The sequence below is a fragment of the Pseudomonas sp. B21-053 genome, assembly GCF_026016365.1.
In the GTDB taxonomy this organism is placed as follows: Bacteria; Pseudomonadota; Gammaproteobacteria; order Pseudomonadales; family Pseudomonadaceae; genus Aquipseudomonas; species Aquipseudomonas nunensis.
Genome location: NZ_CP087205.1, coordinates 5,744,105 through 5,756,870, shown reverse-complemented (window position 1 = coordinate 5,756,870; position 12,766 = coordinate 5,744,105). Strand labels below are relative to the sequence as shown.

General features: G+C 59.8%; 10 protein-coding genes. 4 read left to right on the top strand and 6 right to left on the bottom strand.

What is annotated here, in order from left to right; genetic code table 11:
- Positions 1–4: 4 nt before the first annotated feature.
- Positions 5–1,129, bottom strand: coding sequence for an OpgC family protein (locus LOY68_RS25715; protein WP_265040686.1), 1,125 nt, complete (start codon positions 1,127–1,129; stop codon positions 5–7).
- A 222-nt stretch (positions 1,130–1,351) separates the two neighbouring features.
- Between LOY68_RS25715 and LOY68_RS25710 the strand changes: the two genes are divergently transcribed.
- Both LOY68_RS25710 and LOY68_RS25705 read left to right on the top strand, forming a co-directional pair.
- Positions 1,352–2,857 carry a glucosyltransferase domain-containing protein gene (locus tag LOY68_RS25710; RefSeq protein WP_413787164.1) on the top strand — a complete coding sequence of 502 codons (1,506 nt, stop codon included), beginning with the start codon at positions 1,352–1,354 and terminating at the stop codon, positions 2,855–2,857.
- 107 nt (positions 2,858–2,964) lie between these two features.
- The gene (locus LOY68_RS25705; protein WP_163912350.1) at positions 2,965–3,339 is read left to right on the top strand and encodes a GtrA family protein; all 375 of its coding nucleotides are present in this window, start codon (positions 2,965–2,967) and stop codon (positions 3,337–3,339) included.
- Positions 3,340–3,392: 53 nt separating this feature from the next.
- Here the strand turns inward: LOY68_RS25705 and LOY68_RS25700 are convergent, their stop codons facing one another.
- Positions 3,393–5,012, bottom strand: a complete 1,620-nt coding sequence (locus LOY68_RS25700; protein WP_054613647.1) for an FMN-binding glutamate synthase family protein — start codon at positions 5,010–5,012, stop codon at positions 3,393–3,395.
- A 152-nt stretch (positions 5,013–5,164) separates the two neighbouring features.
- A complete protein-coding gene (locus tag LOY68_RS25695) occupies positions 5,165–5,965 on the bottom strand; it encodes a helix-turn-helix transcriptional regulator (protein WP_054045282.1) in 801 nt (266 codons plus the stop codon).
- 127 nt (positions 5,966–6,092) lie between these two features.
- On the opposite strand from LOY68_RS25695, the gene LOY68_RS25690 reads away from it, so the two are divergent.
- Positions 6,093–6,914 (top strand): carbon-nitrogen hydrolase family protein, encoded by an 822-nt coding sequence (locus LOY68_RS25690; protein WP_265040684.1) that lies wholly within the window; start codon positions 6,093–6,095, stop codon positions 6,912–6,914.
- 190 nt (positions 6,915–7,104) lie between these two features.
- On the top strand, positions 7,105–8,430 hold the full coding sequence (locus LOY68_RS25685; RefSeq protein ID WP_265040683.1) for an APC family permease: 1,326 nt from the start codon (positions 7,105–7,107) through the stop codon (positions 8,428–8,430).
- A gap of 142 nt (positions 8,431–8,572) precedes the next feature.
- Here LOY68_RS25685 and LOY68_RS25680 read toward each other — a convergent pair whose 3' ends face one another.
- From LOY68_RS25680 to LOY68_RS25670, 3 genes are read right to left on the bottom strand one after another with little or no spacing between them, the layout of a single operon-like run.
- On the bottom strand, positions 8,573–9,979 hold the full coding sequence (locus LOY68_RS25680) for an ATP-binding protein (protein ID WP_265040682.1): 1,407 nt from the start codon (positions 9,977–9,979) through the stop codon (positions 8,573–8,575).
- Positions 9,976–11,787 (bottom strand): DAHL domain-containing protein, encoded by a 1,812-nt coding sequence (locus LOY68_RS25675; RefSeq protein ID WP_265040680.1) that lies wholly within the window; start codon positions 11,785–11,787, stop codon positions 9,976–9,978. Before LOY68_RS25675 ends, LOY68_RS25680 begins: the two co-directional genes overlap by 4 nt.
- Positions 11,784–12,743: a cytochrome-c peroxidase gene (locus LOY68_RS25670; protein WP_265040679.1), complete on the bottom strand. Its 960-nt coding sequence runs from the start codon at positions 12,741–12,743 to the stop codon at positions 11,784–11,786. Before LOY68_RS25670 ends, LOY68_RS25675 begins: the two co-directional genes overlap by 4 nt.
- Positions 12,744–12,766: the final 23 nt, after the last annotated feature.

Here is a 12,766-nt window from a genome sequence, read left to right as displayed (position 1 = left end):
GACGTTAAGCGGGCACCGTCGAAACGGGCCGGTTCAAGCGCTTGTTGAAATCCAGCCAAACCCCCAGCAACGCCATCAACCCGGCGCCCACCAGCGCGGTGAAGATCTGCATGGCAAACGCATCGTCGGTCATGGCATTGACCATGTCCGCTAACGGCGCCAACAGCACGCCCAGGCAAAAGACTTCCAACGAATAACGCCCCATGCGACAGCTTTGCTGCGCCAGCCAGTTTTGCGTCCAGCCACTGTCGGGCAATAACTTGGCGGTGACGTAGGCCAGCGCCAGGAAATGCAGCAGGCGCACCGGCGACAGGTCGGTCTTGCTGATCGGGTACAGCAGGTTACTCAGCCACGCCGGCATCAGCGCGTCGTGTATTTCCGGCCAGCGCCAGGAGATCGTAATCACCCCGGCGAGCACCGCGTACACCAGCGCACTGACGAACAACGGTTGGCGCATCAGCGCTCGAGTGTCGGGCAGTCGCGGCCGCTGCCCGTGAATCGCGGTAGCGCCACCGAGCACGAACAGCAGTTGCCAGACCACCGGGTTGAAGTACCACACGCCATCCTTGATGGCCGCCAGATTCCAGCCAAACCACGGCGCCAGCAGGTACACGGTCAACGACACGGCCACCACCGCCCACGGCGCGCGCACCAGCATCGGCAACACCAACGGCAAACCGGCCAGCAGCACGATGTACAGCGGCAGCGGGTCCATGAGGTTGGGTTTGAAGCGCAACAGCAGCTCATCCGTCAGCGCTTGCTGGGGATTGGTGATGAAGTGGTGCATGCCCATTTCTTCCACCAGGTCGCGGGTTTCCACGTGACTGTTGGCGAAGAACACGATGCCCATCAGCATCGCCAGCAAAAAGATGTGCACCACGTAGAGCACCCAGGCGCGGCGCAGGATTTTCACGCAGGCGATCAGGTAACCGTCGCGCTTGAGGATCTTGCCGTAGGCCAGGACCGCCGCGTACCCGGCAAGAAACACGAAAATTTCCGCCGCATCACTGAAGCCGAAATTACGCGGAGTGATTTGCCCGAGTGGGTTGTGCGGCACGTGATCCCAGAAAATGAAGATCAGGGCCAGGCCGCGAAAAAAGTCGATGCGGTGATCGCGTTCAGACGTCATGGCTGAGGGCTCTTGAACGGGTGTTGAGTAAGGAGCGTCAGGCGGCGCAAAAGTGCCACGCATCGGCGGCGCGCAGGGTGGCGCGATTGGCCGGTAATTGCAAAGGCCGGGTATTACGGGATATTGCCCGGCATCGCCGTCTGTCGCAAAGCCAGTGATTTAGAGCCAGCGGCGGGTTCAATACGCTATGGGCTTAATGCAGTAACCCCAAGGGGCTCCGACATGCGCATGGGCGATTGGCTCGACAGAGAACTCGGCAGTCGGCGGGTCTGGCTGTGTTTTCTGTTGGCGACCTTTGCCTACGTCCTGCCGCTGATTCTCGCGGACTACTCCTACATCGATGACAACTGGCGTTCACTGGCCGCTGGCATGGGTTGGGCCGGGGAAGGGCGTTTATTCACCCAGCTGTTCTACAACTGGCTGACCTTCACCGATGCTGCGCCGAACATCTTCCCGCTGCCTTTGCTGCTGGCCACACTGGCAATGGCCTGGGCCTTGACCCGCCTGACCTTCCACTACTTTATCGAACCGACATTCACCCATTGTCTGGTGGTGCTCGCGTTCTGGTACAACCCGTTCTTCCTGCAAAACCTGTCGTATCAATATGACGGGCCGGCCATGACCTTGAGTCTGGTGGCGGTGATCTTCGCGATCACCTTTCGCAGTGTTTCGCGGGTGCAACAACTGGTGGTCCCCGCGTTGCTGATTGCCCTGGGCCTGGGGTTGTATCAGGTCAGCATCAACGTGTTTATCGGGCTGTGTTGCATGGAGCTGTTGCGCTGCGCGAATGACCGTCTGCCCTGGCCCGAAGGGTGCCGGATGATCGGCTGGAAAGTCGCGCAAACGGGGCTGGCCGGGTTGATCTACGCCGCCACGGCGTACGCCTACATGAACCCGAATCGCACCCTGTTATTGAATGGGCAGGCGAGCCCGCTGCAGCAAGTCGAAATCAATGCAGGCCGGGTGCTGGAGAAGGTCACGCTGCTGTTTCACGGTGGCTTCGGTTGGGTGTTTGGCACGTTATTGCTGTGTGCGATTGCCGGCAGTGTGTTGGTGGGGCGACGCATCATTGAACGCAGGGATGACGGGCGGAAGAATGTGCTAATCGGACTTCTGTGTTTACTGACCTTACCGATCTCGGTGCTGCTGGTTCCCGGTGCCGCGCTGTTCTTCCGCGACTTCAATGAAGGCGCCCGAACCTTGATGGGTTTTTCGGTAGTGCTGGTGCTGCTGTTCTACCTGAGCCACCTGGCGCTGGCGGCCGTGCATCGACGATTGCCGCTGCTGTTGCTGATCCCGCTGCTGGCCATGCTCTCGCTGTCCTACGCCTACGGCCGGGTGTTGATGCTGCAAAAAACCTTCGCCAACACCGCGCTGAATGCCCTGAGCTACGACATCGCTTCGCGCCCGGCACTGCGCGATGCCAAGCGCATTTATATGTCGGTGACTTACTCCGATCACTGGCTGGTCGGGGCTGCCGGTTCATTCAAACACTTGCCGGTGCTGCGCTATTTGCTGAACACCGATTACTACATGCTGGCCGAGAATCTGCCAAAAGCCGGCATCACCAACGTGGTGGCCGAGCGCGAGCGGCGCAATGCAACCCGGGTCGGGTATCAGGGATTTGTGCCGTTGGTGGACAGTCAGTACTACCGCATTTATCTGCTGGGCGATTACGGTTTTATCGTCATGAAAGAGCCGAAGCAGATCACTGAATTGCAGTGGTGACCGTTCATCCAGAACAGCGGCAACCTGTAATTTCTGACAGTAGACGCCGCCGGGTGGTGCTTTTAGTTTGAGAAGCACCTCAAGCGGTAATGCGGGACAGAGCCGGCATGAAAGCCTTATGGAAAGGTTTCTCCAGTTACTCGGCGGTCGGGTTGGCCAACGCGATTATTCATTGGCAGATATTTTTCGTCCTCACCGCCGCCGCGGAACTCAGTCAGGCCACCAGCAACTTTGCGGCGTTTTGCGTGGCCGCGTCGTTTTCCTTCTATGTGAATGCGCTTTACACCTTTGATGCCGAAGTCTCAGTAGCCGGGTATCTGCTGTTCATCGCTGTCATGGGCATCCTGAGCTACGGCATTGGGCGCATAGGCGATACGTGGTTGCTTCATGGCCTGCTGACGGTGACAACGTTTTCATTGTTGAGCCTGGTGTGCGGGTTTTTCTTTTCGAAGTTTGTGCTGTTTCGTGAGCGCCAGGCATGAGTCGGTTGCAGCCAATCGGCGGGTGTTCCGTGCAACTGGCGCTCAAACATTCGTTATGCCGCCGCTATCTCACCTGGCTCAAAACTATCCGCCCGCGCCATCTGCCACATCCGCGAGTAAAACTCGCCATTCACTTCACCGGTCAACAATTCTCCCGGCTTCAAGAACACATGCAACTGCGAGAACAACTTGATCTCGGTCGCTGACATGCGCCGCACCAGGTGCTTGGCCGACAACTGCGAAGGATGATCCAGGCCTGCAGCAGCGAGCATTTCAGCCAGGGCCTTCAATGTATTGCGATGGAAGTTGAACACGCGCTGGGCTTTATCCGGCACTACCAGCGCCCGCTGGCGCAAGACGTCCTGGGTCGCAACGCCGGTCGGGCATTTGTTGGTGTGGCAGCTTTGCGACTGGATGCAGCCGATCGCGAACATGAAGCCGCGCGCCGAGTTGGCCCAGTCGGCGCCGATGGCCAGGACGCTGGCGATGTCGAAGGCGCTGACGATTTTGCCGCTGGCGCCGAGTTTGATCTTGTCGCGCAGGTTCAGGCCCACCAGGGTGTTGTGCACGAACAGCAAACCTTCGCGCATCGGCACGCCGATGTGGTCGGTGAATTCAACGGGCGCGGCGCCGGTCCCGCCTTCCTTGCCGTCGACGACGATGAAGTCCGGGAGGATGCCGGTTTCCAACATGGCCTTGGCGATGCCCATGAATTCCCATGGGTGACCGAGGCAGAATTTGAAGCCCACCGGTTTGCCGCCGGACAGTTCGCGCAGTTGCTGGATGAACTGCATCAGTTCGATCGGTGTGGAAAACGCGCTGTGGCGTGACGGCGAGATGCAGTCTTCGCCCATCATGATGCCGCGGGTTTCGGCGATTTCCTTGGTGACCTTGTGCTTGGGCAAAATCCCGCCGTGGCCCGGTTTGGCGCCCTGGCTCATCTTGATTTCGATCATCCGTACTTGCGGCGTCTGCGCCTGGGCGGCGAAGCGTTCCGGGTCGAAGCGGCCGTCGGCAGTGCGGCAGCCGAAGTAGCCGCTGCCGAGTTCCCAGGTCAGGTCGCCGCCGTTTTCCCGGTGATAGGCGCTGATGCTGCCTTCGCCGGTGTCGTGGGCAAAATTGCCAAGCTTGGCGCCCTGGTTCAATGCGCGAATCGCGTTGGCGCTGAGGGAGCCGAAGCTCATGGCCGAGATGTTGAACACCGATGCCGAGTACGGCTGAGTGCACTGCGGGCCGCCGACCATGACGCGAAAACCGCTCGGGTCGCTCAACGGCGCCGGACGCATGGAGTGGCCGATGAATTCGAAGCCCGACTGATACACATCGATCAGCGTGCCGAACGGTTTGTCGGCGCTTTCATTCTTGGCGCGCGAATACACCAGCGAACGTTGGGCCCTGGAGAAGGGCAGGGCGTCGCTGTCGGATTCGAGCAGGTACTGGCGAATTTCCGGGCGAATGCCTTCCACCAGATAACGAATGTTGCCGAGGATCGGGTAGTTGCGCCGCACGGCATGAGGGCTTTGCAGCAGATCGAATATGCCGATCAGGCTGAGAATGCCGGTGACGGCGGTAATCGGCCAGAGCCAGTCGTGTTGCAGGAAGGGCAGGCTGGCGAGGGTGAATATCACGCAAGCGGCAAAGAAGGCGTAGCGGCTCAAGAGTGACAGGCTCATACGGTTTCCTTGGGTTCGGACTCGGTTATGTGCAACACGCTATCCCCTGTAGGAGCGAAGCTTGCTCGCGAAAGCGGTGTGTCGGCCAACATCCATGTTGAATGTAATGGCCTCTTCGCGAGCAAGCTTCGCTCCTACAGGATCGTGTTGCGTCAGGCATTTTGTGCCTGGAGAAAAATTGAAAACAGCTCCTGCTGGGACTTGATCCCGAGTTTGCTGTACATGTGTTTCTTATGGACTTTCACGGTTTCTACGGAGATTTCCAGCTTACGGGCGATTTCTTTACTGGAGCAACCGCTGAGCATCAAGCGTCCGACATCCAGTTCCCGGGCGGTCAATTGCGCGCCTTTGAGTTGCTGCACCGACGCTTCCAGCTGGACCCGCCAATCAGGCTGCGGTGGCGCGGGGGCCAGGGCCACCACTTCGTTGATTTCATACGGCAGGCGCTGGCGCAACAGGCCCAGGACCCACGGCTGGATCAGCGACAGCAAGGCGATCTGCTGACCGCTGAAACGCTGCTTGCTGCCCAGCGACAGGCACAGCGTGCGGTCGCCTTCGAGCTGGCAATTGAACTGGATTTCATCGGCCACCACATTCAGACGAAAGTAGCGCTGGTAATACTCGGTCAGCTCGAAGTGCTCAGGCGCGACTTCCGAGAGGCGATAGAGCCCGGTGCGCGATTGTTCGCGGCAGGCGATGTAGAACGGATCGAGCAGGTACAGACCGCGCAGGTAATCCTGGAACAACTGGTCGGGGCTGCCATCCTCGCCGGGGCATTCGGCGAACACCTGCGGGTGCTGGTCGGCGCTGAACAGCAGCACCACCCAGCTATCGAAATCCACGTATTGATCGAGCAACCGCACGAGCTGCGTCCAGAAATTCGGCTTGTCGAGGGCGTCGATCAGTTGCCCCACCGAACGGTGCCAGGCGATGTCATCCAGCGAGAGTGTCATGCGTCTACCCCTATCGGGTTACCCCGGCCGCGTAATTCCCTGGCCGGTTGCTTGCTGCGCATACTGGCGCACAGACACCGACCGGGCAATCTTTCTGCAACCCCGGCGCACATAACAAGGAATACCCATGAAGGTCGAACTCGCCCAATTGGCGGGCCGTGACAACGACACGGCTTACAACCTCGAACGCGCCCTGGCCGCGATTGCCGCCAGCGCCGCCGATACACAACTGATCATGTTCCCGGAAGGCCACTTGATGGGCTTCCCGTCGGAAGACTCCGTGGCCCAGGTCGCCGAGCCGCTGGATGGCCCGGCTGTCAGCGCGGTGATTGACGCCGCCCGGGCCCGCAATATCGCCGTGGTGGTCGGCATGGCCGAGAACGACAACGGTCGTTTCTACAACACCACGCTGCTGATTACTCCTGAAGGCATTGCCCTGCGCTATCGCAAGACGCATTTGTGGGCGTCGGATCGCGGGGTCTACGAGCCCGGCGACCGTTATGCCACGTGTTTGTGGAACGGTGTGCGGGTCGGCCTGTTGATCTGCTACGACATCGAATTCCCCGAAACCGCTCGCGCCTTGGCGCAACTGGGTGCCGAAGTGCTGATCGTCACCAACGGCAACATGGACCCGTACGGCCCGACCCACCGCACCGCCATCATGGCCCGCGCCCAGGAAAACCAGGCGTTCGCGCTGATGGTCAATCGGGTGGAAGCGGGTGATGGCGGGTTGTTGTTTGCCGGTGGCAGTGCGCTGGTGGATCCGCTGGGTACCTTGCTATTTGAGGCCGGGCGCGAGGAGGGGCAGTTCGCGGTTGAGCTGGACCTGAATCAGCTGGCGGCGGCGCGGCAGGATTATCGCTACCTGGATGATCAGCGGCTGAAGTTGCCGGGGGAGATTGTTGAACATGCTTCCGGGTTGCGGGAACTGCTGATTCCCAAGCGCTGAAGATCAAAAGATCGCAGCCTTCGGCAGCTCCTACGCCGAACGCGATTTTCCTGTAGGAGCTGCCGAAGGCTGCGATCTTTTCGGCGCTCCACGATTCACCGGACAAACACCGAAAAACAACAACGCAACACCCGTAATTTGCGCCGAACTCGGCTCTGCCATAAATCTAATAAATTCGGAGTAGTCGCTCATGGCTCGTTTACAACGCACCCTGTCATTGGGTTCGGTGGTGCTGTTCGGCATCGCCTACATGACGCCGATCATTGTGCTCGGCACCTTTGGCATCCTCGCTCAATCCACCGCCGGCATGGTCCCGGCCGCTTACCTGGCGGCGCTGGTGGCGATGTTCTTCACCGCCATGAGCTACGGGCGCATGGCCGCCGCGTTCCCGGTCGCCGGTTCGGCCTACAGCTATGTGCGCAAAGCCATCAGCCCGAAACTCGGGTTCATCGCCGGTTGGGCAGTGCTGCTCGACTACCTGTTCCTGCCGATGGCGATCTGGCTGATCGGCGCGGCCTACCTCAACTCCGCGTTCCCGGCGGTGCCGCAGTGGATCTGGGTGCTGGCGTTCATCGGCATCACCAGCGCGATCAACATCGTCGGCCTGAAACTGGCCAACGGCATCAACGCGTTGCTGATGATCGTGCAGTTCCTGGTGCTGATCGCCTTCGTCGCGCTGTGCATCCATTACATCGGTGGCGACGCAAGCACGCCGCTGTGGACGGTCAAACCGTTCTTTAACGGCGACATGCAAATGCCGCTGATCATGAGCGGCGCGGCCATCGCCTGTTACTCGTTCCTCGGCTTCGACGCGGTCAGCACCCTGACCGAAGAAACCCGCGACCCGCGCCGCACCATTCCTCGGGCGATCATGCTGATCACCCTGATCGGCGGTTTGATTTTCGTCGGTGTGTCGTACTTCGTGCAGATCGCGCATCCGTCGTTCCAGTTCGACAACGTCGACTCGGCGGCCTACGAAATTGCGCGCAACATCGGCGGTGATCTATTTGTGTCGATCTTCCTCATCGGTCTGATCGTCGGCCAGTTCGCTTCGGGTCTGTCGGCCCAGGCCAGCGGTTCGCGTTTGCTGTTCGCCATGGGCCGCGACGGCGTGTTGCCGAAGTCGTTCTTCGGCACCTTGCATGAGCGTTTCGGCACGCCGGTCAACAGCATCCTGCTGTGCGCAGTGGTGGCCTTGCTGGCGCTGAAGCTCGACGTGACCACCTCGACCTCGTTCATCAACTTCGGCGCCTTCCTGGCCTTCAGCCTGGTGAACCTGTCGGTGATCTTTCATTACTGGATCGCTGGCGAGAAAAAAGGCCCGCGTGAACTGGTGCTGTTCCTGGTGTGTCCGTTCATTGGCCTGGCCGCGGATCTGTGGCTGATGGTCAGCCTCGATCACCTGGCGATTTACCTGGGCCTGAGCTGGCTGGCGATTGGCGTGGTGTACCTGGCGGTGCTGACCGGCGGATTCCGCCGCCAGCCGCCGGAGATGGATTTCCAGGAAGCCACCTAACTCAAGCCTTCCACATAACCCTGTGGGAGCGGGCTTGCTCGCGAATGCGGTGTGTCAGTCACTAATAATGTCGACTGACACACCGCTTTCGCGAGCAAGCCCGCTCCCACATTTGATTTGTATTGCCACAATCAATCGGTGTTCAGGCGGAGAGTTTGGTCTGATGCACCGGCAACTCAACCCTGAACGTAGTACCCGTGCCGACGACGCTGCGCACCGAAATATCGCCGTGATGTTTTTTCACGATCCCGTACGACAGTGACAACCCCAACCCCGTGCCCTGGCCAATCGGTTTGGTGGTGAAGAACGGGTCGAAGATTTTCTGCAACGTCTGCGGCTCAATGCCCGAGCCCGTGTCCGCCACCTCGATCCACACCGTCTCGCCCTCAAGTCCGGTGCTCAATGTGATGGTGCCGCGCTCCGTGCCGATGGCCTGGGAGGCGTTGACGATCAGGTTCATGATCACCTGGTTGATTTGCGAGGGCAGGCATTCGATTTCCGGCAGCACCTGATATTGCTTCACCACATCGGCCTTGTACTTGAGTTCGTTGGCGACGATGTTCAGGGTCGATTCGATGCCCTGCTGCAGGTTGGCCCACTGCCATTCCTGGTTGGAATCCACCCGGGAGAAGTCTTTCAAGTCCTTGACGATCTGCCCGACGCGGCTGATGCCGTCCTTGGATTCCTTGATCAGCAGCGGAATGTCTTCGCGCAGGAATTCCAGCTCGACCCGCTCGCGCAGCACATTCAGCCGCTCGATCACCTCGGGTGAGGTAATCGACTCTTCGGCCCCCCGATAGGCGTCGAGCATTTCCTGCAACTGCTTGAAGTAGCCGTCCAGGCAACCGAGGTTGGAGGAAATGAAGCCGATGGGGTTGTTGATTTCATGGGCGACACCCGCCGCGAGTTGCCCCAGCGACGCGAGTTTTTCCGATTGCACCAGTTGCGATTCAAGCTGTTTGCGCTCGTCGATTTCCCGTTGCAACTCGACGCTGGCTTCCTTGAACTGCCGGGTCCGGCGTTCGACCATTTGCCCCAGATGATCCACCTGCACGCTGGCCCGTTCGGTCATGTCCCATTTGGTCAGCAGGGTATTGGCCATCTGCTGGACTTCGATGTTGTCGAACGGTTTTTTCAGGATCAGCAACCGGTCATGGGCCTGCAAACGGTCCAGCAGTTCATCCCACGAATAATCGGAGTAAGCGGTGCACACCACCACTTGCAGGCGCGGGTCTTCCTGCCACAGGTGTTCGATGGTCTGCGCGCCGTCCCAACCGTCGGGCATGCGCATGTCGACGAAGGCCATGGCGTAGGGGCGCTGTTCTTTCATGGCGAATTTGAGTTTACCCAGGCCTTCCTGACCGCCGAACGCCGAGTCCAGTTCGAACAGCGCGCTGGCGGATTTCGTTTCGGCGCCGAACAGCGCGGCTTCCATTTCGTCCAGTTCCACGTGTTGCGGCGGTGCCGGGGTGAGGATCTTGCGGAAATCCACGTGAATGGAGGGTGTGTCATCGATCAACAAAATGCGTCGATTCGAAGGGTTGCTCATGCGTCACCTGCTACGGTTTTCAGGGGGATCTGCAACGTGAATAGTGCACCTTTGCCCGGGCCGTCGCTGTGGGCGGTGAGGTGGCCGTTCATCTCGATGGCCGCCAGGGCGCAGCTGTGCAGGCCGAAACCGTGGCCTTCCTTGCGGGTGGTAAAACCGTGGGCAAAGATTCGCGTCATGTTTTCCGCGGGGATGCCTTCACCGTCATCCTTGACGCTGACTTGCAGAATGCTGTCGTCGACGATTTTCACCCCGAGAGTCATCTGGCGTGGACGGTCGCTGAGATCGGACATGGCGTATTTGGCGTTGCTGATCAGGTTGATCAGGATCAGCAGCAAGCGGTGCTTGTCGCCCATGACCCGAGGTACTTCGGTGTACTCCTTGACCACCGTGACATGGTGCCGGGTCAGGGCGCCGGAGTTCATGCGCAGGGCGTCTTCCAGCAGTTCGCTGATCTGCACCGGTTCCATCAGGCTGTTGGCGCCCGCGTAGGATTGCTGGGTCGCGACGATGTCCTTGATGTGGTCCACGCTTTTGGTCAGTTGCGCCAGTTCGTCGGTCATGCCTTGTTGTTCGAGGGCAATGGCTTCCACCAGTTGATTGAGGTAGCCGGGCAGCAATTTGCCTTTGGGGTCGTCGCTCAGAAAGCTGCCCAGGTCCGTCGGATGTTCGTTGATCAACTGCATTGCCTTGCCCAGCCCCAGGGCTTTGCTGCCGCGCAGTTTGCGGGTCACCAGGTCGGCGGAGATGTTCACGCTGTTGAGCACGTTGCCGACGTTGTGCAACACGTTGGTGGCGATTTCGGCCATGCCGGCCTGGCGTGCCGTGTCGAGCAGTTCGCTCTGGGTGTCCTTGAGTTCCCGGGTGCGCTCTTCGACCCGCAGCTCCAGGTCATCATTGGCCGTTTGCAGCGCTTTGTTGACGCGACTGATCTCGGTGAAGCTGCGCATCAGCCGGATCGCCAGGTACACCAGCACCAGGACCAGCAGCACGGAAAACACCAGCATGTAGAAGTGGTAGCGCTGATAAATCGCGTCGGACTGCTGCTGATCCTGGTTCAGCAGGCTGGTGATGTCGTCCAGGCGCTGGGCCACCGGGATGGCTTCAATGTTTTCCAGCAGGCGATTGACGATCGGTTGCTCGCGCAGGATCAGCGCAATGTGGTTGCTCAGGATATCGATGGGACTGTGGAACGCCTCCGGCAACCGGGTTTTATTGACCCCCATTTTGTTCAGGCCCACCAGGATGTCGGCGGCCTTGTCATCCGAAGTGACCTGGGCGAATTCCAGGGCGCTGAGCAGCAAGTCGTAGGTGTCGGTGGCGATGTTCTGCAGTTGTTGCTTGTCGCCACCTTCCACTTCGGTCAGGGGTTGCTGGATGTCGTCCTCGGCGGTGGGCAAGAACGCCAGCGAGTTGCGCAGCACCGCGTTGTGGGACTTGAACTGTTCCACCAGGCGGGTCTTTTCCTGGATAGCGGCCAGGTACGCGTCATGACTGGTGTTCCAGGCGGGCGAGTCGTTGCGGCCGTGGTTCGATTCCATGCTGTCGAACCGCTGCCACAGCTCGGTCATTTCGGTGAGGGGCGAGACCAGCGGATCGTAGTTGTGGCTGATCGCGACCCGGGCCTTGAGAATCTCGGTTTCCCACTGCGCGTTGAGTTGTTTCATCCGCGCGATCACGTCCCGTGACTCGGTGTAGGTCGCGGTCTGGTCGGAGCTGGATTTGAGGTACAGGAACAGCAGGGTCGAGGCCAGGGCGAGGGCCACCAGGCTGAGCAGCGCCAGGCTGCGACGGCGGGACATTTTCATAAGGGCTTGCCCTCCCATTCACCGGTCAGGGTCTTGAGAAACAAGATGATCAGGTGCTGGTCATCGTCCGAGGGCACCCGGCCAAGCTGAAACTTGAACATCACGTCCACGGCCTCTTCGAGGGTTTTCGCCGAGGCGTCGTGGAAGTACGGCGCGGTCACGGCGACGTTACGCAGGCTCGGGACCTTGAACACGTTGCGGTCTTCTTCATCCTTGGTCACCAGGTAGCGTCCCAGGTCGGTTTCGGTGGGGTTGCCCCGGACCTTGAAGTAATCCCCCATGACCCCGAATTTCTGGAACATGTTGCCGCCGATGTTCACCCCTTGATGGCAGGTGATGCAGCCGTAGTCCTTGAAGCGTTGATAACCGTACTTTTCATCAAGGGTGAGAATGTCGGTATTGCCCAGCAGGTACTGATCGAAGCGCGAGTTGCCGCTGATCAGCGTGCGTTCGTAGCTGGCCAGGGCATTTTGCACATTGTTCATGCTGACGCCGTCCGCGTAGGCCTTGGCGAATGCGGCTTTATAGGTCGCGTCGGCGCTCAGCGTCTGCACCACGTGTTCCCAGTTGCTGCCCATTTCGCTGGGGCTCTGCACCACATCGTGGACCTGGGTTTCCAGGGTGTCGGCCCGGCCATTCCAGAACTGCCGGAAGTTCAACGAGGCGTTGAACACGCTGGGGGTGTTGATGGCCACCGGTTGGCCGTTGAAGCCGATGGAGAACGGTTTGTTGTCGGCGCCGCCGCTTGCCAGTCGATGGCAATCGGCGCACGACAGGCTGTTGTTGACCGACAAACGTGGCTCATTGAATAACTGGCGACCCAGTTCAACCCGCAGAGGATTCTGCTGCGGCACGGCGGGTAACGGTTTGAGCGGTTCGTCCAGCGGTGCGCCAACGGCGCTCAGGCAGATCGCCAACGCAAACACCGCAAGGGCAAAGGCAGGTTTAGGCGACATCGGGTGATTCCTTGGCAGTTGGC